General features: G+C 66.5%; 20 protein-coding genes and 1 pseudogene. 13 read left to right on the top strand and 8 right to left on the bottom strand.

The genetic code is table 11. The features are described from left to right. Window positions 1–46: 46 nt before the first annotated feature. The 3 genes and pseudogenes from Q7J26_RS00960 to Q7J26_RS00950 all read right to left on the bottom strand — a co-directional run bounded on the left by Q7J26_RS00960 (window position 47) and on the right by Q7J26_RS00950 (window position 2,935). Window positions 47–946, bottom strand: a complete 900-nt coding sequence (locus tag Q7J26_RS00960; RefSeq protein WP_304934660.1) for an enoyl-CoA hydratase-related protein — start codon at window positions 944–946, stop codon at window positions 47–49. Then, the gene (locus Q7J26_RS00955; RefSeq protein ID WP_304934659.1) at window positions 936–1,337 is read right to left on the bottom strand and encodes a hypothetical protein; all 402 of its coding nucleotides are present in this window, start codon (window positions 1,335–1,337) and stop codon (window positions 936–938) included. The genes Q7J26_RS00960 and Q7J26_RS00955 overlap by 11 nt, the downstream gene beginning before the upstream one ends. A 5-nt stretch (window positions 1,338–1,342) precedes the next feature. Next, window positions 1,343–2,935 (bottom strand): annotated as a pseudogene (locus Q7J26_RS00950) (carboxyl transferase domain-containing protein). A gap of 374 nt (window positions 2,936–3,309) precedes the next feature. On the opposite strand from Q7J26_RS00950, the gene rpsF reads away from it, so the two are divergent. The 9 genes from rpsF (at window position 3,310) to alr (ending at window position 11,827) form a co-directional block, all read left to right on the top strand. Next, entirely contained in the window at window positions 3,310–3,696 is a 387-nt protein-coding gene (gene rpsF, locus Q7J26_RS00945) for a 30S ribosomal protein S6 (protein WP_040349448.1), read from the top strand. A 12-nt stretch (window positions 3,697–3,708) separates the two neighbouring features. Continuing rightward, entirely contained in the window at window positions 3,709–3,987 is a 279-nt protein-coding gene (gene rpsR / locus Q7J26_RS00940; protein ID WP_008259463.1) for a 30S ribosomal protein S18, read from the top strand. A gap of 1 nt (window position 3,988) precedes the next feature. Further along, on the top strand, window positions 3,989–4,573 hold the full coding sequence (rplI, locus tag Q7J26_RS00935; protein ID WP_304934658.1) for a 50S ribosomal protein L9: 585 nt from the start codon (window positions 3,989–3,991) through the stop codon (window positions 4,571–4,573). Window positions 4,574–4,900: 327 nt separating this feature from the next. Then, window positions 4,901–7,369, top strand: coding sequence for a TonB-dependent siderophore receptor (locus Q7J26_RS00930; protein ID WP_304934657.1), 2,469 nt, complete (start codon window positions 4,901–4,903; stop codon window positions 7,367–7,369). Between the two features lie 167 nt (window positions 7,370–7,536). Then, complete coding sequence (locus Q7J26_RS00925) at window positions 7,537–7,896, top strand: hypothetical protein (protein ID WP_304934656.1); 360 nt, start codon at window positions 7,537–7,539, stop codon at window positions 7,894–7,896. A gap of 179 nt (window positions 7,897–8,075) precedes the next feature. Then, the gene (locus Q7J26_RS00920) at window positions 8,076–8,378 is read left to right on the top strand and encodes a hypothetical protein (RefSeq protein ID WP_304934655.1); all 303 of its coding nucleotides are present in this window, start codon (window positions 8,076–8,078) and stop codon (window positions 8,376–8,378) included. 97 nt (window positions 8,379–8,475) lie between these two features. After that, window positions 8,476–9,966 (top strand): replicative DNA helicase, encoded by a 1,491-nt coding sequence (locus Q7J26_RS00915; protein WP_304934654.1) that lies wholly within the window; start codon window positions 8,476–8,478, stop codon window positions 9,964–9,966. Between the two features lie 519 nt (window positions 9,967–10,485). Next, entirely contained in the window at window positions 10,486–10,737 is a 252-nt protein-coding gene (locus Q7J26_RS00910; RefSeq protein WP_287927076.1) for a hypothetical protein, read from the top strand. 49 nt (window positions 10,738–10,786) lie between these two features. Continuing rightward, window positions 10,787–11,827, top strand: coding sequence for an alanine racemase (gene alr, locus Q7J26_RS00905; protein WP_304934653.1), 1,041 nt, complete (start codon window positions 10,787–10,789; stop codon window positions 11,825–11,827). Here alr and Q7J26_RS00900 read toward each other — a convergent pair. Next, window positions 11,821–12,459, bottom strand: a complete 639-nt coding sequence (locus tag Q7J26_RS00900; protein ID WP_304934652.1) for a Yip1 family protein — start codon at window positions 12,457–12,459, stop codon at window positions 11,821–11,823. The genes alr and Q7J26_RS00900 overlap by 7 nt on opposite strands. 196 nt (window positions 12,460–12,655) lie before the next feature. On the opposite strand from Q7J26_RS00900, the gene radA reads away from it, so the two are divergent. The 3 genes from radA to purF are packed head-to-tail and all read left to right on the top strand — an operon-like array spanning window position 12,656 to window position 16,193. Then, window positions 12,656–14,035 carry a DNA repair protein RadA gene (gene radA, locus Q7J26_RS00895; RefSeq protein WP_035307418.1) on the top strand — a complete coding sequence of 460 codons (1,380 nt, stop codon included), beginning with the start codon at window positions 12,656–12,658 and terminating at the stop codon, window positions 14,033–14,035. 28 nt (window positions 14,036–14,063) lie between these two features. After that, the gene (locus tag Q7J26_RS00890; protein WP_304934651.1) at window positions 14,064–14,660 is read left to right on the top strand and encodes a CvpA family protein; all 597 of its coding nucleotides are present in this window, start codon (window positions 14,064–14,066) and stop codon (window positions 14,658–14,660) included. 27 nt (window positions 14,661–14,687) lie between these two features. After that, on the top strand, window positions 14,688–16,193 hold the full coding sequence (purF, locus tag Q7J26_RS00885) for an amidophosphoribosyltransferase (RefSeq protein WP_304934650.1): 1,506 nt from the start codon (window positions 14,688–14,690) through the stop codon (window positions 16,191–16,193). A gap of 3 nt (window positions 16,194–16,196) precedes the next feature. On the opposite strand, the gene Q7J26_RS00880 is transcribed toward purF, so the two are convergent. Then, window positions 16,197–16,484 (bottom strand): type II toxin-antitoxin system RelE/ParE family toxin, encoded by a 288-nt coding sequence (locus Q7J26_RS00880; protein ID WP_304934649.1) that lies wholly within the window; start codon window positions 16,482–16,484, stop codon window positions 16,197–16,199. After that, window positions 16,484–16,735: a CopG family ribbon-helix-helix protein gene (locus Q7J26_RS00875; RefSeq protein WP_304934648.1), complete on the bottom strand. Its 252-nt coding sequence runs from the start codon at window positions 16,733–16,735 to the stop codon at window positions 16,484–16,486. Before Q7J26_RS00875 ends, Q7J26_RS00880 begins: the two co-directional genes overlap by 1 nt. Window positions 16,736–16,809: 74 nt before the next feature. Here Q7J26_RS00875 and Q7J26_RS00870 point away from each other — a divergent pair, with 74 nt between their 5' ends. Then, complete coding sequence (locus Q7J26_RS00870) at window positions 16,810–17,565, top strand: SDR family NAD(P)-dependent oxidoreductase (protein ID WP_304934647.1); 756 nt, start codon at window positions 16,810–16,812, stop codon at window positions 17,563–17,565. On the opposite strand, the gene Q7J26_RS00865 is transcribed toward Q7J26_RS00870, so the two are convergent. Both Q7J26_RS00865 and Q7J26_RS00860 read right to left on the bottom strand, forming a co-directional pair. Beyond that, the gene (locus Q7J26_RS00865; RefSeq protein WP_304934646.1) at window positions 17,562–18,668 is read right to left on the bottom strand and encodes an aldo/keto reductase; all 1,107 of its coding nucleotides are present in this window, start codon (window positions 18,666–18,668) and stop codon (window positions 17,562–17,564) included. The genes Q7J26_RS00870 and Q7J26_RS00865 overlap by 4 nt on opposite strands. A gap of 127 nt (window positions 18,669–18,795) precedes the next feature. Further along, on the bottom strand, window positions 18,796–19,695 hold the full coding sequence (locus tag Q7J26_RS00860) for an oxidoreductase (protein WP_304934645.1): 900 nt from the start codon (window positions 19,693–19,695) through the stop codon (window positions 18,796–18,798). Window positions 19,696–19,780: the final 85 nt, after the last annotated feature.

The following is a 19,780-nucleotide window of genomic DNA, read 5'->3' as shown; positions in this document are numbered from 1 at the left end:
CTGCGGGCCTCAAGCCCTCTCCCGCCGGGAGCGGGAAGCCCCTGCTCTACTCGGCCCACCGGGGGGCGCGTTTTTCCAGGAAGGCGCGGACGCCTTCCTGGCCTTCGGGGGAGACGCGGGCGCGGGCGATGCGTTTGGCGGTGTCGTCCAAGAGGCCGCTGTCGATCTTGTGGCCGGCGATGTCGTTGACCAGGCGTTTGGCCTCGCCCATGGCGCCGGGGGCGTTGCCGCTGAGGCTGTCGGTCAACATGGCGATGAACTCGTCGACCGAACCCTCGGGCAGGACCAGGTCGATCAGGCCGGCGTGGGCGGCGTAGTCGGCGTCGAAACTGTTGCCGGTCAGGAACAGCTGACGCGCGCGGCGGGGGCCGATGGCCTCGATGACATAGGGGGCGATGGTCGTGGGGATCAGGCCCAGCTTGACCTCGGAGAAGGCGAACCGCGCCCCCTCGACCGCCACGGCCATGTCGCAGGCGGCGACGATGCCGGCCCCGCCGCCCATGGCCGCGCCCTCGACGATCGCGCAAGTCAGGGCCGGCACGTCATGCAGCGCCTTCAACATCTTCGCCAGGCCCATGGCGTCGTCGCGATTGTCGGCCTCGGACCAGTCGGCGGCGTCGCGCATCCAGTTCAGGTCAGCGCCGGCGCTGAAGGTGCCGCCCGCGCCGCGAATGAACACGGCTCGCACATGGTCGGCGCCGTGCAGGGTCTCGAACGCCTCGTGCAGGGCGGCGATGGTGGCGGCGTCGAAGGCGTTCTTCTTCTCGGGCCGGTCCAGGGTGATGAAGACCACCCCGTCGCTGGTGGCGTCGATCCGCACCAGGTCGTCATTGGCGTCCGGTGCGGCGTCGGCCAGCAGCGGGTGGGCGATGGTGTTGATCTCGGCCGCCTCGGCGTCGGTGACGTCCAGGGCGTTGAGGTCGGCTTCGGTGGGTTCATTCGCCATGGGGATTTCCTTGCGGGCAGCGATAATTCACATATTGCGCGCCGTCGGCGTAGCTGAAGGTCAGCGTTTCGCCGGCGTCGGACAGACTAAGCGTGCGGTTCACCCGTTCGCTCCCGTCATAGTTCTCATAATCGACCACCAGGTCGATGCGGTCGAAGCCGCGCGCGGTGACCGAGACCACCGTATCCCCATCTTCGTAATAAGAAATGGTCGTTGCATCGATCACGATACGTTGGTTGCTCTCGAGATTGGCGCAGCCGTCGATGTCGCGCTCCCACCGACCATGGAAGGCGGCGGGGATCGTTTTTTCAGGCGCGGCATCCGCAGCAGCGGCGGCGAACGGGGTCGCCAGCATCAGGGCGACGGACAAGGCCAAGCGTATGACATACATCCCGGTCACATCCGGAACAGGCCGAAAGTCGTCTCGGGGATCGGGGCGTTCAGGCTGGCGGAAATGGCCAGGCCCAGGACGTCGCGGGTCTGGGCCGGGTCGATGACGCCGTCGTCCCACAGGCGGGCGGTGGCGTAATAGGGATTGCCCTCGTCCTCGTATTTCTGACGGATCGGGGCCTTGAAGGCTTCGGCGTCTTCCGCGCTCCAGGTCTCGGCGTCGCGGTGGACGGTGGCCAGGACGCTGGCGGCCTGTTCGCCGCCCATCACGCCGATCCGGCTGTTGGGCCAGGTGAAGAGGAAGCGCGGGGAATAGGCGCGGCCGCACATGCCGTAGTTCCCGGCGCCGAAACTGCCGCCGATCAGGACGGTGAACTTGGGCACCTCGGCCGAAGCGACGGCGGTGACCAGCTTGGCGCCGTCCTTGGCGATGCCGCCGGCCTCGTACTTGCCGCCGACCATGAAGCCCGAGATGTTCTGCAGGAACAGCAGCGGAATCTTGCGCTTGCAGGCCAGTTCGATGAAGTGGGCGCCCTTCTGGGCGCTTTCCGAGAAGATGACGCCGTTGTTGGCCAGGATGGCGACCGGATAACCCCAGATGCGGGCGAAGCCGCAGACCAGGGTCGAACCGTACAGGGTCTTGAACTCGTCGAATTCGGAGCCGTCCACCAGCCGGGCGATGACCTCGCGCACATCATAAGGGGCGCGGACGTCGTCAGGGATCAGACCGTAAAGCTCAGCCGGATCGAAGGCGGGGGCGCGGGGCTCGCGCACGTCCAGGGCGACGGTCTTGACGGTGTTCAGATTGGCGACGATGGCGCGGACGATCTCGAGCGCATGCTCGTCGTTCTCGGCCACATGATCGACCACGCCCGAGCGTCGGCCGTGGGTCTCGGCGCCGCCCAGTTCCTCGGCCGAGATGACCTCGCCGGTGGCGGCCTTCACCAGCGGCGGGCCGGCCAGGAAGATGGCGCCCTGGTTGCGCACGATGACCGTCTCGTCCGACATGGCGGGCACATAGGCGCCGCCGGCGGTGGACAGACCCATGACACAGGCGATCTGGGCCAGGCCTTGGGCGCTCATCCGGGCCTGGTTGAAGAAGATGCGGCCGAAATGGTCGCGGTCAGGGAAGACCTCGGCCTGGTGCGGCAGGTTGGCCCCGCCGGAATAGACCAGTTAGACGCACGGCAGGCGGTTCTGCTCGGCGATCTCCTGGGCGCGCAGGTGTTTCTTGACCGTCATGGGGAAATAGGCGCCGCCCTTCACCGTCGGGTCGTTGGCGACGATCATGACCTCGCGGCCCGAGACCCGGCCGATCCCGGCGATCAGGCCCGCGCCGGGGGCCTCGCCCTCATACATGGCGTGGGCGGCCAGCTGGCCGATCTCCAGGAAGGGCGAACCGGGGTCCAGCAGCCGCTCGACCCGGTCGCGCGGCAGCAGCTTGCCGCGCGAGACGTGGCGGTCACGGGCCTTGTCGGACCCGCCGCGTGCGGCCTTGGCTACATGACCGCGCAGTTCGGCGACCAGGGCGCTGTTATGCGCGTGCAGGGACTTGTACTTGGGGCTCTGCGGATCGACCGCTGACGTCAGCTTCGGCATGGGGTTGGTTTAGGCGGGCTGGGTACGACCCACAAGCGTCTCTCCCTCCCCGCTCCGGGGAGGGGCGCCGCGCGGCGACGGGGCGGGGCGGCCCGGCAGGGTCGCATCTGCCGGAAGCAGGACAGATCTGTGACGTGTCGCCCTGCCCTCCCCACCCGGTCTCGCCTGCGGCTCGCCCCCCCTCCCCCGCGGGGGAGGGGGAAATGTTGCGCATCGCCCCCTTTTCCCCTATAGGCCCCGCCTTTCCAGGGCTTCGGTCCTGTCGTGGAACACCAAAGGGTTGGACGTTCGGTCCGGCCGCCGCGCCAGGAGCCATCGTGGGGATCGACTTACCCGGTCGTTTCCACGCCGACGCCCACAAGGGAGACTACCGCATGGCTCTTTACGAGCACACGGTCATGACGCGCCAGGATATCTCGGCGCAACAGGCCGAAGCGCTGAACGACACCATCAAGGACCTGATCGTGCAAGGTGGCGGTTCCGTCGCCAAGATCGAGTACTGGGGTCTGCGCAACCTGACGTACCGCGTGAAGAAGAACCGCAAGGCTCACTATTCGCTGCTGGCCGTCGACGCCCCTCCGGCCGCCATGGCCGAAGTCGAACGTCAGCTGGGCATCAACGAAGACGTGCTGCGCTGGCTGACCGTCCGCGTCGAGGAACTCGACCTGGAACTGTCGCCGCTGCTGGCCCGCCGCGAGCGTGAACGTGAGCGTGAGCGCGAGCGCACCCCGCGCGACGACGCCGCCGCTGACGCCGAATAAGGAAACCGGAACATGACCGACACCACCGCCCCGACCCCGGGCGCCCCGGCCGGCTCCGGCGCCGCCGGCCGCCGCCCCTTCTATCGCCGCCGCAAGGTCTGCCCGTTCTCGGGCGCCAATGCGCCGAAGATCGACTACAAGGACGTGAAGCTGCTGCAGCGTTACGTCTCCGAACGCGGCAAGATCGTGCCCTCGCGCATCACCGCCGTCTCCCAGAAGAAGCAACGCGAACTGGCCAAGGCCATCAAGCGCGCCCGCTATCTGGCCCTCCTGCCGTATGTGGTGAAGTAAGATGAAGGTCGTTCTGCTGGAACGCGTCGAGAATCTCGGCGCCATCGGCGACGTCGTGTCCGTCAAGGACGGCTTCGCCCGTAACTTCCTTCTGCCGCGCGACAAGGCCCGTCGGGCCACCGCCGCCAACCTGAAGGCGTTCGAACTCGACCGCGTCGCCATCGAGCAACGCAACGAGAAGAACAAGGCCGATGCACAGAAGGTCGCCGACAAGATCGACGGCCAGACCTACATCATGATCCGTCAGGCCGGTGAAACCGGTCACCTGTACGGTTCGGTCGCCGGCCGCGACGTCGCCGAAGCCATCCAGGCCGAAGGCGGCAAGGTCGAGCGTTCGCAAATCGTCCTGAACACGGCGATCAAGAACCTGGGCGTCCACGAAGTGCCGGTTCGCCTGCACGCCGAGGTCCGCGCATCGGTCAAGATCAACATCGCCCGTTCGATGGATGAAGCCGAGCGTCAAGCCAAGGGCGAGGACGTGATCCGCAGCCAGTTCAACGATGAGCGCCAGGCCGCCGAGCAATCGGCCCAGGAACTGATCGAAGGCGGCGCCGGCCAACAAGAAGGCTTCGGCGACGAAGCCTGATCGTGACCCGACCCGCCTGGGTCGGATCGCCGGAAACATCAGGGGCGCGTTCCGCAAGGGACGCGCCCTTTTTGCTGCGTCATCCCCTGGGCGAGACGCCTCGCAATCCATGACAAGTTTGCAACAGCCGCCGCGGCTTGGTGCGAAGACGAAGGATTTACGCAAACTCCTTTCTTGACCTGCACAAAAAGCGGTGAACAGTCTCAATTAGGGTCAGGATTCGTCCTTCATGCGACCATTTTATTGCATCGCCCATCCCGGCCCGGGTGTCGAAATCGTGGCCGGTCGTCGCCCCTCCCAACAGGCCGCTGTCGTTTGGGGATAGTCATGATGCTGATTTCCGGTCGTTCCGCCTTGTTGGCCTTCGTCTCCACCAGCGCGCTGATGTGCGCCCCGGTCGCCTTCGCCCAGGAAGCGACGCCGGCGGATGACGCCGCTGAGATCGGCGAGATCATCGTCACCGGCACGCGCGCCGTAGGCCGGACCCGGCTGGACACGATCGCCCCCGTGGACGTGATCACCGGCGAGACCCTGACCCGCAGCGGGACGGGCACGGAGACCGCCGCCGCCCTGGCCGCCGCCGCCCCGTCGATCAACTTCCCCCGCCCCGCCATCTCGGACGGCTCGGACCACGTCCGGCCGGCGACCCTGCGCGGTCTGGCCCCCGACCAGACCTTGGTGCTGATCAACGGACAGCGGGGCCACGTCGGGGCCCTGGTCAATGTGAACGGCGCCCTGGGACGCGGATCGACGGCCTTCGATCTGAACACCATTCCCTCGGTGGCCCTGGGCTCGGTCGAGGTGCTGCGCGACGGCGCCTCGGCCCAGTATGGCTCCGACGCCATCGCCGGCGTGATCAACCTGCGTCTGCGCCAGGCCCGCGAAGGCGGCGGACTGACGCTGAACTATGGGCGCTACGACACCGAATACGACACGGCGCGCGGATCGCACGAGGCCACGGACGGCGAACAGACATCCCTGGCCGGCTGGATCGGCCTGCCGCTGGGCGAGGACGGTTTCGTCACCGTGGCGGGCGAACTGCAGAAACGCGATCCGACCAACCGCTCAGACTACGCCGCGCCTTCGGCCGTGGTCGGCAATACGTCGACGACCACGGTCCTGGGCCGGTTCGGCGATCCGGCGGTGGAGTCCCAGTCCCTGTGGTTCAACGCCGGCAAGCCGATCAACGCCGCCTGGGAGGCCTATGCCTTCGGCGGCATCCAGCACAAGGAAAGCGAATCCGGCGCAACCGCCCGCGCCTATAACAACGCCAACAATGTCCTGGCCATCTATCCCGACGGCTTCCTGCCGCTGATCAATACCGAGATCGTCGATTACAACCTGTACGGCGGGCTCAAGGGCGAGGCGGCCGGGATCGATTGGGACGTCTCGGTCGGCTACGGGCGCAATGTGCTGGACTACCGCGTCACCAACTCGCTGAACGCCTCATATGGCGCGGCGTCGCAGCAGGAATTCGACGCCGGGGGGCTGAAGTACGACCAGCTGACGCTGGGCGTCGACGGGGTCAGGCCGCTGGAGTTCGGGCTGATCGAACCGGTCAACCTGGCGTTCGGGGTCGAGTACCGGACCGAGCGTTTCGAGGTCTATGCCGGTGAACCCGCGTCCTACAATCGCGGACCCAGCGCCGGCGGCGGCGGGGCCCAGGGCTTCCCCGGTTTCTCGCCCGCCAATGCGGCGGACGAAGACCGCAACAACTGGAGCGCCTATATCGATCTGGAAGGCAAGCTGACCCAGGGACTGACGGTCGGCGTGGCCGGCCGTTACGAAGACTATTCCGACTTCGGCGACCAGTTCACCGGCAAGGTCTCGGCGCGCTACGACTTCTCGCCGGCCTTCGCCCTGCGCGGTGCGGTCTCCACAGGCTTCCACGCCCCGGCCCTGCAGCAGCAGTATTTCAGCTATACCGCCACCAATCTGGTCACCCAGTTGATCGGCGGCGTGCCTGTGACCAGCCTGATCCAGGCTGGCACCTTCCGCGTGGACGACCCCGTGGCCCTGGCCCTGGGTTCCAAGCCGCTGGAGCCCGAAACCTCGGTCAACTATTCGGTGGGGGCGGTGTTCCGGTCCGGCGGACTCGAGCTGACCATCGACGCCTATCAGATCGAGCTTGAGGACCGGATCATCTATTCCGAGAGCCTGGGAACGACGCGACCCAGCCAGTCGGCCGCGACCACCACGGCGGTCCAGACCCTGCTGGCGCCGTTCGGGGTCAGCGCCGCCCGCTTCTTCCTGAACGGCGTCGACACCACGACCAAGGGTATCGACGTGGTCGGTCGGTACCGCCTGCCGACAGACACCCTCGGCCGCTTCGATTTCACCCTGGCCGGAAACTACAACGAGACCACGGTGGACAAGACGCCTGAGACGCCCTCCATCGGCATTCCGACGTCGGATTTCTTCCTGTTCGACCGGGCCAACATCCTGGCGTTCGAGGAGGGCACGCCCAAGACCAAGGTGGTCGGCGGGATCGACTGGAGCCTGGGCGATTTCGGCGTCTCGGCCAAGGCGACCTATTACGCCAGCGTCCTGGTCGCCAACAACGCCGCCAGCCTGGACTACGAGACCGGCGACAAGACCCTGATCGATCTGGAGGGCCGCTATGAGTTCCCATACGGGGTCGGTCTGGCGGTGGGGGTGAACAACCTGTTCGATGAGTACCCGGAATACACGCCGGCGGCCCTGAACGGGGCGACGGGTTCGGTGGGCTTCCCCAGCTATTCGCCGTTCGGCTTCAACGGGCGGTTCCTGTACGCGCGGCTCAGCTACAGTTTCTGATCCAATCAGAAGTGACGAAAGGAGCGCTCGCCGGAGCGCTCCTTTTTCGTGATGTGCATCCAGGAACGGAAACATTACCGAAGCTTCAGAACCGCGCTGAGTTCGCGCCGTCGTTGCGCCACATATCGCCGCTCAATCTGAGCGCCTCGTGTTCGGAGGGGATCATAGTGAAGTCCAGGATCATCGCGGGGGTCTTGGCCCTGTCGCTCGTCGCCGGGGCGGCTCAGGCCATGACGGTGCAGGAGTTTCTGACGACGGCGAACGGCATTCCCCGCAACCCCACCGCCCTGCTGCGGTCCGACACCCGGCGGCTGATGGGCGAATTTCGCGGGGCTGTGCAGACGGTGCGCGCTGAACAGACGGCGGCGGCCGGGCGTCGCTCGGCCACCTGTATGCCGGACAAGGTCGGCCTGTCGGCCGACGCCATTCTGGCGCGGTTCAACGCCATTCCCGTCGAACGGCGCAGCATCAGCACGACCCAGGCGGTTCGTGAATGGATGGCGCAGAAATACCCTTGCCCGGCGTGACCCGCACGACATCCCGCCCGAACGCTCTGCGGTCGGCGGCGATATTCGGCGGCGGCGCCGTAGCGATCGCGGTCGGCGTAGTCGTTCTTGGGCTTCTGCTGCCGGCCGCCGCAGACCATGTTGCGCCGACGCTACGTCGGTATCCGCTTTGGGTTCTGGCTGGGCTTGGGCTGGTCGTCATGACCGTCGAAGCAACCGTCTTCACCATTCTGCCGCTTCAGGTGTCGCAGCATTTCCTGAAACGCCTGTGGCCCGGCGCCGCGGCCGGTTTCGCCGGATATGTCATCGGCATTCACTGGGACAATGGCTGGAGAGGTCTGGCCGTTTCCGCATGGGTGTGGGGAATCGTCACGGCGGCCTATCTGCTGGAACGACAGGGTTCCCTGGCGCGCGCGGTCGGTCAGGCCGTCGCGCTGAAATGGGCGTTCTGGGCCCTCGCCTTCGCCGCGCTCAGCGCAGGAGGGATGATCCCCAGCGATTAAGGAATTCCCGTTCGCCCACAGGGTGGACGATCTGTCCACGGTCGAAGCGACGTCCACGACTGACGCAGGCGCGTGTCAGGGCTAGAGCGTTAAGACAATGAACGCGTTCGCCCCCATGCCTTTCTCGTCTTCGCCGATGGACTCCAGCGGCGTCAGCTCGATGCCTCATAACCTGGAGGCGGAACAGGCGCTGCTGGGCGCGTTGATGTTCGACAACGGCGTGTTCGAAAGGCTCAGCGACCGCCTGCGCGGCCCGCATTTCTACGAACCCTTCCACCAACGGCTGTTCGAGGCGATCGAGGATCATATCCGTCAGGGGATGCTGGCCGAGCCGACCATCCTGATGGAGCGGTTCAAGCAGGATCCGGCCTTCCAGGAGTTCGGCGGCCTGCGCTATTTCGCCGATCTGGTGGACCGGGCGCCGCCGGCGGCCAATGCGCCCGACTATGCGCGGGTGGTCTATGACACGGCCCTGCGACGCGACCTGATCCGCATCGGCGGCGAGATCATCAAGGAGGCGCCCAATCCGGACACGCCCGCCGACGAACAGATCGAACAGGCCGAACAGACCCTGTATTCGCTGGCCGAGACGGGCAAGCCGTCTTCCGGTTTCGTCAGCTTTTCCCACGCCTTGTCCGGCGCCGTTCAGATGGCGGCCGAAGCCTATCAGCGTGAAGGGAAGCTGGCGGGGCTGGCGACGGGGCTGAACGACCTGGACCGCAAACTGGGCGGGCTGCACCCCTCCGACCTGCTGATCCTCGCCGGGCGTCCGTCGATGGGCAAGACGGCGCTGGCGACCAACATGGCCTTCAACGTGGCCCGCGCCTATCAGTGGGAACCGACGCCGGAGGGCCGCAAGACGGTCAACGGCGGGGTGGTGGCCTTCTATTCGCTGGAAATGAGCGCCGAACAGCTGGCCATGCGGATCCTGGCCGACGCCTCGGGCGTGTCGTCCGACAAGCTGCGTAAGGGCGAGATCGACGCCACCGACTTCGGCAAGCTTCGCGACGCGGCGGTCGAGATCGGCGAGAGTCCTCTGTACATCGACGACACCGGCGGCCTGTCCATGTCCAAACTGGCCGCACGGGCGCGACGCCTGAAGCGGATGGAACAGGGACTGGACCTGATCATCGTTGACTATCTGCAGCTGATCACAACCGGCAATGCCGGCGGCCAGAAGAACCGGGTGCAGGAGGTGTCCGAGATCACCGGCGGGCTGAAGGCCCTGGCCAAGGAGCTGTCGGTGCCGATCATCGCCCTATCGCAGTTGTCGCGTCAGGTGGAACAGCGCGAGGACAAGCGGCCGCAACTGTCCGACCTGCGCGAATCCGGCTCGATCGAGCAGGACGCCGACTGCGTGATGTTCGTCTATCGTGAGAGCTATTATCTGGGCCGGGCCGAACCGCGCGAAGGCACCGAGGAACACCTGCAATGGCAACAGGACATGGACCGGCTGCAGGGCCAGGCCGAGGTCGTCATCGGCAAGCAACGCCACGGCCCCATCGGCATCGTCAAACTGGCTTTCGACGCCGAGACGGTGCGGTTCGGCAACCTGGCGCACGGCTATGAGGAAGTCAGCTACGAATAGGGCGACCTTGTTTGTGAGCGGTAAGCGCTCGCCGCTCTAATAGACCGAGCGGCGAGCACGACATTCAGGAACCGTAGCATGCTGCCCGGACATCCGCGATGCATAGTGTGCGTTCTTCACCCACAGGGTAGGTTTCGGTGCAATATTTGATCCCGTCGCGGAGACATTGCTGCGCGCTCTGGAAATAGGCTGTTGGTTCGCTCGGAGCCGCGATTGCGGTCGATAGTCCAGCAAGACCTGACCCTAGCAGGACAGCGAGTGCTCCAATACGAACGTTGGCGCGCGAGAAGATTTTCATTTCACGTGACTCCCGAAAGCCCACCAGATTTGGTGGGTGGTCGAGCATGACTCAAACAATAGAAGTTGCAATCAGAACGATTGTAAAAGCACGTGAAAGTTACACAAAGCCGATGCGCCTTTAGGCAGAATGATGCCAGCATCTGACCATTCAACCGATGCAATAACGCTTAACGGATCAGGTCGGTTGACCTCGGGCGCGAACAGGCCCCTTGGGTGCGGATGGCCAGCGAAACCGTCTATATTCTCCAGACCTATGTCCAGGGGCGCGGCAAGGGGCTGAAGGCCGAGCCGCAGGTGGGCTGCAAGGACGCCGAAGAGGCGCGCCGCAAGGCTGAGCGGCTGGCGCCCCTGCGGCTGGGTGTAGTGGCCTTTTCGGTCTCGGCGGACACCGAGATGGGCGACTACGACGAACAGCCGACCATCATCTTCAAGTCCGGACAACTGCCGCCGCCGTTCAGCGACGAGGATTGATCGGCGTCAGGCCTTCCATCGTCGGGAAGTTGCGCCAATAAGGGCCGCCATGCCCTCCCCCGCCCTGCTGTCCGTCGATCTGAACGCCCTCGCCCGCAATTTCCACACGCTGGAGGCCCTGACGGGCGTTCCGGTGCATCCGGTGGTCAAGGCGGACGCCTACGGCCTGGGGGCCGAGGCCTGTGGGCGACGGCTGATGGCCGAGGGGGCGCGGACCTTTTTCGTGGCGCGGGCGGGCGAAGGCGCGGCCCTGCGGACGGTGCTGGGCGCGGAGCCCGTCATCTATGTGCTGGACGGTTGTCACGGCGAGGCGGCGGGGCTGTTGAAGGCGGCGGACCTGCGGCCCGTGCTGAACCAGCCGGCGCAGATGAAGGCCTGGGCCGAGGCCGGCGGCGGGGCTTGCGGCCTACAGATCGACACTGGACTGAACCGGCTGGGCTTCAGGCCGGAGGATGCGCCCGAGGTCTTTGACGGGCTGAGCCTGGTCATGAGCCACCTGGCCTGCGGCGATGAACCGGATCAGCCGATGAACCGACGCCAGCGCGACCGGTTCGTGGGGGTGGTTGAACGCTATCCAGGGGTGACGCGGTCCTTCGCCAATTCGGGCGGCTGTTTCCTGGGGCCGGATTTCGCCTTCGACGCGGTGCGGCCCGGCGTCTGCCTGTACGGCGGCGGACCGCAGGGGCGGCCGGACGAGCGGATCGCGCCGGTCGCCACGCTGACGGCGGAAGTCCTGCTGGTCCGCGATGTGCCGGCCGGTGACAGCATCGGCTATTCGCGCGGTTTCGTGGCCGAACGACCGATGCGGGCGGCGGTGGTCGCGGCGGGCTATGCGGACGGGGTTCTGCGGGCCTACGGGCCGCGCGGCGCGGTCTGGGTCGCGGGCGAGACCCGGCCGCTGTTGGGCCGGATCTCGATGGACGTCTGCACGGTCGATGTGACCGATCTGGAGGTGGCGGTCGGCGACCGGGTCGAACTGTTCGGGGCGCATCGCCCCATCGATGCGGCGGCGACGGCGGCGGGGACGATCAGCTATGAACTGCTGACCGCCGTCACCGCCCGCGTGCCCCGCGCCTATCTCGGTCAGTAACCGCCGCTGATGGCCGCCATGCCGGCCCCGGCGACCACGAAACTGGCGCCGATCGTGCCGACGATGGCGCTGATGATGAAGCTCATGACCAGGCCCAGGATCACCGTGACGATGAAGTAGCCGACGGCCTTGTCCGCCGGGACCTTCATCAGCATCGGCAGGCCCAGGTACAGCAGATAGAAGCTGTAGAGGCCCAAAATGGCCAGGACGCCCAGCATGGGGATCAGGCCGAAGACCCCGACCAGCCAGGCGGCCGTATAGGAATAGACCGCCACCTTCATCGCCTGAACCGGATTGCTGGTCCCGCCGAAACTGGGGGCCAGGGCGTTGATGATCAGGCCCAGCAGATAGACGGCGACCAGAGACAGCACATAGCTGACCACCGCGATCAGAAGCGCGCCGAGGATCGACATGGGCGTGCCGAACAGGGGCAGAAGCTGGCCGCCGATCAGGCTGCAGATCGGGCCGATGGCGGCCAGGATCATGGCGTAGCGGGTGAACAGGCTACGGGTCGTGGCGAACTCGCCGTCGATGCGCGCCCATTCGGTCTTCGGCTGCAGGATGATGCCCTTGACCCGGGCGATCAGGGCCGGATCGACGGCGGGTTGCGTCGGCGGGGTCGGTTCGGTCATGGACAAGCCTGTAAAACAGTGTGGGCGATACGCGATATTGACGTTACGTCGCCTGGCGACGCAAGCCATCTGCGACACGATCTCAACCCGGAACTACGGCAAAGGTTGCGGCTGCGACCGGAAATGACGTGGCGACGGCGCAAAGGGCGACTGGATGGACGGCCCCGTTCTCCGTTCGGCCTGCTAAAGGATGCCCATGGCTCGCGATTCCGCCCTCTATGTCTGTCAGTCCTGCGGCTCGGTGCATGGCAAATGGTCGGGCCAGTGTGCGTCGTGCGGACAGTGGAACACCTTGACGGAAGAGAGCCGGTCGGCCCCGCCGGGGGCGATCAAGCCCTCGGCTGCGGCTTCGGCGCGCGGGCGCGGCCTGCAGTTCGAGACGCTTCAGTCCGACACCCCCGAACCGCCTCGCATCACGACGGGCGTGGCCGAGTTCGACCGGGTCTGCGGCGGCGGCGTTGTGCCGGGTTCGGCCATCCTGCTGAGCGGCGATCCGGGGGTGGGCAAGTCGACCCTGCTGCTGGAAGTAGCCGCCAAGGCCGCGCTGCGCGGCGCCCGCATCGCCTATATTTCGGGCGAAGAGGCGGTCGAGCAGATCCGGGCGCGGGCCAAGCGGATGGGGCTGGAACAGGCGCCGGTCAATCTGGCGGCGGCGACGGCCCTTCGCGACATCCTGGGCACGCTGAAGCGCGAACAGTTCGACATCGTCATCGTCGATTCGATCCAGACCCTCTGGTCCGACGTCCATGAGAGCGGCCCTGGCTCGATCACCCAGGTTCGGGCCTGCGCCGGCGAGATGGTGCGGCTGGCCAAGACGCAAGGGGTGGCGGTCGTCCTGGTCGGACACGTCACAAAGGACGGCCAGGTGGCCGGTCCGCGCGTGGTCGAACACCTGGTTGACGCCGTCATGACCTTCGAGGGCGAGCGCGGCTATCCGTTCCGCATCCTGCGCGCCGGCAAGAACCGGTTCGGCGCCACCGACGAGATCGGGGTGTTCGAAATGGGCGACAGCGGCCTGAGGGAAGTCGCCAACCCATCGGCCCTGTTCCTGGGCGACAGCAAGGACCGGGCGCCCGGCGCGGCGGTCTTCGCCGGGATCGAGGGCTCGCGGCCGGTGCTGGTCGAGATTCAGGCCCTGGTGGCGCCGTCCGCCTATGGTACGCCGCGCCGGGCGGTGGTGGGCTGGGATTCCGGTCGCTTGGCCATGCTGCTGGCGGTGCTGGAGGCCCGGTGCGGCCTGGGGTTCGGGGATAAAGACGTCTATCTGAACGTCGCCGGCGGCCTGAGGATCAATGAACCCGCCGCAGACCTGGCGGCGGCGGCGGCCCTGATCAGCTCCGCCCTGGACATGCCCCTGCCCCAGGGCTGCGTCGTGTTCGGCGAGATCGGCCTGTCTGGCGAGGTTCGCAGCGTCGGCCGAGCCGAGGCGCGGGTGCGAGAGGCGCAGAAACTGGGCTTTGAACATGTGCTCTGTCCGCCCCTGGCCCAGAACGGCGGCAAGACCAAGGGGGTCAAGGTGACGTCTGCGACACGTTTGACGGATGTGGTCGAACGAATCTCGCAAAACCGCTATTAGACGCACGCAACAGCTGCTGGACCCCTGAGTGACCGGTTACGACGTCTTCGCCATCGTGGTGATCCTGTTCTCCGCCGCCGCCGGCTGGGTGCGCGGCGGGGTGCGCGAGATCATCACCCTGCTCAGCGCCCTGCTGGCCGCGCTGGTGGCGCTGGTGACCCTGCCGTGGACGGCGATCCTGGGGCGCGCCCTGGTGGACCCGGACTGGGCCGGAACGATCCTGGCGGCCATCGTCGCCTTCATGGTGGTCTATTTCGGCGTCCGGCTGTTCGGCTCCTTCCTGTCGAAGCGGGCGCAGGCGCATCCGCAGCTGGGCGGGATAGACCGGTTCATCGGCGTGTTCGTCGGCGCGGGCCGGGCTCTGGTGCTGCTGGGGGCCGTGCATCTGGTCATCGTCGCGGCCATGCCGGGCGAGCGGACGCCGCGCTGGCTGAGCGAAGCCGCCCTGTACAAGGTCAGCGCCGTGGGCGCACGGGCCATCCAGATCATCCTGCCCGGGATCGGGCGGGGCGCCGATGCGATCACGCCTGTGGTGGATTCGTCCGTGCGCAAAGGGTTTTCGAACGACGAAGCCTTGCCTCGGACGCAATCCGAGACTAACTCGCCGCGCGAAGCCGCCCCTTAAGTTTCCCCCGGTCATCGGAGCCCCACGATGCGCCACCATATCGCCGATCCTGTCGTTCACCGCGAGCACTGGCGCGAGCCGGAGGACGACCAGCTGCGGCTGGAGTGCGGCGTCTGCGGCGTCTGGGGCGCGGACGAGGACGAAGGCTCGGCCATCGTCGCCCTGGGCCTGCACGCCCTGCAGCACCGCGGCCAGGAAGCCTGCGGCATCGCCAGCGTCAAGGACGAGCGGTTCCACACCGAACGCCACCAGGGCCTGGTGGGCGAGGCCTTCGGCGGCGCCGACCTGATGACCCGCATGCCCGGCCGCGCGGCCGTGGGCCACACCCGTTACTCGACCGCCGGCGGCAGCTTTCTGCGCAACATCCAGCCGATGTTCGCCGATCTGGACCAGGGCGGCATCGCCATCGCCCACAACGGCAATCTGACCAACTTCAAATTCCTGCACGGCCAGCTGGTCAGCGAAGGCGCCATCTTCCAGTCGACCTCGGACTCGGAGGTCATTCTTCACCTGATCGCCCGCAGCCGTAAGGCCAAGATCGTTGATCGCTTCATCGACGCCCTGGCGCGGATCGAGGGCGGCTATGCTCTGGTCGCCCAGACCCGCCACAAGATGATCGGCGCCCGCGACCCCCTGGGCATCCGTCCGCTGGTCCTGGGTCAGGTGGGCGAGGCCTGGGTTCTGGCCTCCGAGACCTGCGCCCTGGACATGATGGGCGCGACCTTCGTGCGCGACGTCGAACACGGCGAGGTCGTGGTCATCGACGAGAACGGCCTGCAGTCGCTGAAGCCCTTCCCGGCCCGCGTCGCCCGCCCCTGCCTGTTCGAATACGTCTATTTCTCGCGCCCGGATTCGGTCGTGAACGGCCACTCGGTCTATGAGGTCCGCAAGGAGATGGGCCGGGGTCTGGCCCGCGAATGGGGCGTCGAGGCCGACATCGTCGTCCCCGTGCCCGACTCCGGCGTGCCGGCGGCGCTGGGCTATGCCCAGGAAAGCGGCATCCCCTACGAAATGGGCATCATCCGCAGCCACTATCTGGGCCGCACCTTCATCCAGCCCAGCCAGGGCGCCCGCCAGAAGGGTGTGCGGATGAAGCACAGCCCCAACAAGTCGGCGCTGGAAGGCAAGCGGGTCGTTCTGATCGACGATTCCATCGTGCGCGGCACGACCTCGGTCAAACTTGTCCGCGCCGTGCGGGCGGCGGGCGCCAAGGAAGTCCACCTGCGCTCGGCCAGCCCGCAGATCCTGTTCCCCGACTTCTACGGCATCGACATGCCGGAACGGGCGCAACTGCTGGCGGCCAACAAGACGCTGGAGGAAATGCGCGAACTGCTGGAAGTCGATTCGTTGGGCTTCCTGTCCATCGACGGCCTGTACCGCGCCATGGGCGAAACGGGCCGCAACAACGCCCATCCCCAGTTCACCGACCACTATTTCACCGGCGACTACCCCACCCGCCTGCTGGATCGCGAGATCGAGGAAGGCGGCCGGGAGGTTTCGGTGCGGCAGATGTCGCTGCTGGTCAGCGCCTGACTCTCACTCCCGATCCTGGGCGGTGTGGAACAGGCGGATGATCTGAACCTGGCCGCCTTCAGCGTCGTCGGTCAGAGCGTAGACGATCAGGTAGGGCGCCCCGGTAACCAGTTTCTCATAAGTGCCCGGATGCTTGCCAGGTCGGCCGATGGGTCGCCTGGCGAGCTTTTCCGTCGTATCGAGGATACGCGCCTCGATCCTTTGAGCGGCGGCCAGATTTCGCTGAGCCAGATAGTCGATGGCGTGGGTCAGTTCCAACAGAGCGCGGCGGGACCAAGCGACCGTACGCATCAAGATTCGTATTTGGCGATCGTCTCGCGAATCTGGCGCGTGGCTTCCTCATGCGGGACGACGGCGCCTGTGCGGAAATCTTCGAGGCCTTCCTCGACAGCGATCATCATCTCCAACTCGCGTTCGACGTAACCGGCGATGGCGCGTTCGGCGAGGAAGGACTGGGTGCGCTGCGTCTTTTCAGCCAGCAAGCCAAGCCGTTCCTTCAGGCTCTCGCTGACTCGGACGGTGACGGTGGTGCTGGCGGCCATAGAGATGCTCCTGTGCACATCTGCTTACAACTTAACACATTGACCCGCCGCATCGCCACTCCTACCACCTCAGCATGACCGACGCCCCGCCGCTGAATGACCGTATCGCCCTCGTGGTCGGGGCCTCGCGCGGCATTGGCTATGAGAGCGCGCTGGCTCTGGCCAAGGCAGGCGCGCACGTCGTGGCGACGGCGCGGACGCAAGGCGGGCTGGAAGAGCTGGACGACGCTATCTTCGCGGCCACGGGCAAGCACGCGACCCTGGTTCCATTCGACCTAGTGGACGGCGGGGCCATCGACCGGCTGGGCGGGGCGATCTTCGAACGATTCAAGAAACTGGACGTCTGGGTCAACGCCGCCGCCACCATGGGGCCATCCGGCCTGACGCCGGTGGCCCACGCCGACCCGCGCGAGTTCGCCAAGGTAGAGAAGGTCAATTTCACCGGCGTCTATCGCCTGATCCGATCGCTGGAGCCCCTGCTGCGCGCCTCTGACGCCGGACGGGCCGTCCATTTCACCACCAGCGTCGCCGCTGCGCCCCGCGCCTTCTGGGGCATGTACGCGGCGACCAAGGCCGGCGCCGAGGCCCTGGTGAAAGCCTGGGCCGACGAGGTTGAAAGCACGCCGATCCGCGTCAGCATCGTCGATCCCGGCCGGATGCGCACGGCGATGCGCGCCCAGGCCTTCCCCGGCGAGGACCCGCAGACCCTGCCCCACCCGTCCGAAATCGGCCCGTTGGTGGTGGATCTGGCCCGCCCCGACGCCACGCCCCCGCTGACCATCCGTTTCCGCGACTGGAAGTCCGGGCCGACGGTCGAAGCCTTGGTCTAGGCGCGCCTAGTCACGGCGGCGCCGCCAAAAACCACCTGTTTGCGCATCTCATCGCCGAACAGGCCGTAGAGCATGGGAAGCGCGGGCCGGCTGGCCTGATCCAGGGCGGCGAGCTGTTGTGGGGACAGTGCGAGGGTGACGGCGCCGATATTGTCCTTCAGCTGCTCGACACGGCTGACCCCGATAAGAACCGTGTCCACGGCGGGGCGCGACAACACCCAGGCCAGAGCGACCTTGGCGGGGGATTTGCCGATCTCGGCCGCCACCGTTTTCAGGGCCTCCACGATCTTCCAGTTGCGATCCGTGAACAGGCTGTCGCCGAAGGGATTGGCGCCGTCCAGCCGCGCGCCGTTCGCGGCCTGGCTCTCGCCGTTCCCGGCCTCGCTCGGCAAACCCCCTGCGCGCGATGGGGCCGCCTCGACCGTGGCGCGATCATATTTGCCGGTCAGAAGGCCATAGGCCAGCGGACTCCACGGCATGACGCCCAAGCCGGTGTCCTGGGCCAGGGGCACGTGCTCAGCCTCAATCTCACGACTGACCAGAGAGTAGAAATACTGCAGAGCGATGGGTCCGGACTGGCCGCGCGCCGCCGCCAGGGTCACGACACGGGCGACATACCAGGCGGGCGTGTTCGACAGGCCCCAGTAACGAATCTTGCCCGACTGGACGAGGGCGGACATCGTCGCCAGCAGCTCTTCCGGCGGCGTGATCGAGTCCCAGACGTGAATCCAGTAGAGATCGATATAGTCGGTCTTCAACCGACGCAGGGAGCCTTCCAGCGCGGCATGGATGTGTTTGGCGCCGTTGCCGCCCATGTGCGGACCCTGACCCGCCGCAAAGCCGGCCTTGGTCGCCACCACCAGTCGGTCGCGACAGCCGCGATCAGAGATGATCTCACCCAGCATGGTCTCTCCGGCGCCGCCGGCATAGACATCGGCAGTGTCAGTCATATTGCCGCCCGCCTCGACATAGGCGTCGAACACAGCCTCGGCTTCCGGCCGCGCCATGCCCCAGCGGGCGACACCGAAGGTCATGGTCCCCAGCGCAAGCGGGCTGACGACCAAGCCCGAGCGGCCAAGCGGACGATAGTGAGCGAGGGTCATGAGACGGTTCCTGTCTTTTCGTCCCTCAAACGGGACACAATGAGGGGCTGAGGGGCAGCGCCAGTTCGCCACAAGCCTTTTGAGCAGAGTTCACTGATGGTCCGCTTCGAGGCGCTGGGTCTAACGCTTAGTCCCAGGCCCCGGCCGTTTTCGGTTCTTCACGAAAGGCGAAGTCGCCGTCGGTGGAGGCGGACAGGTCGCGCCAAGCGTCCAGTTCAGCCTTCAGACCTGCCGACTTCATCTCCACAACGCCGATGGCGTCCGTTCCGGCTGACCAGCGGACCGGCGGATTTTCGGCTCGCGTCAAGGTCACCAGCGCCTGTCCCAATCTGACGGGATCGCCCGCCTGATTGTGGTTACGGGCGTCATAGAAGGCGCGGATGGCGGCGGAGGCTTCGGCGTAGTCTTCGATAGGATTGGCGGCGTGGCGGATCGAGCGGGCGTCGAGGAAGTCGGTGCGGAAGAAGCCCGGCTCGACGATGGTCATGCGGATGCCGAACGGCTTCACCTCGGCCGCAACCGATTCCGAAAAGCCTTCGACCGCGAATTTCGAGGCGCAATAGATCGAGCCGCTTTCGCCGCCCACCAGACCGCCGATGGACGAGATATTGAACACATGTCCCGACCGCTGGCCGCGCATGACCGGCAGGACGGCGCGGGTCATGTCGAACAGGCCGAAGACATTGGTGTCGAACTGGGTGCGGGCGTCTTCGGCGGCGGTCTCCTCGAACAGGCCCAGGTGACCATAGCCGGCGTTGTTGACCAGCACATCGATCCGGCCGAAGCGGGCCACGGCGGCGTCCACGGCGGCGGCGATCTGGACCGGGTCGGTGACGTCCAGCGCCAGTGAAATCACGGCATCGCTGTCCGCGCCGAAGGTTTCGACCAGCGCCTCGCGCCGGCGGCCGGTGACGACGACGCGGTCGCCGGCGTCGAGGGCCGCCCGGGCGATGGCGGCCCCCAGACCGCGGGCGGCGCCGGTGACGAACCACGTCTTGGGAGAGGATGGATTGGAGGTCGGGGTCATGGGATGGCTCCGGGTTATGACCCAGTCATAAGACGCCCCGGCGCCCCCTCTGCGTTAGGGTGATCGAGGCGAAGTCTTGCACGAT

Source organism: Brevundimonas sp. (genome assembly GCF_030656255.1).
GTDB lineage: Bacteria > Pseudomonadota > Alphaproteobacteria > Caulobacterales > Caulobacteraceae > Brevundimonas.
Note: the sequence above shows the minus strand (reverse complement) of the source record. Positions and strands in the feature narration are given on the sequence as shown.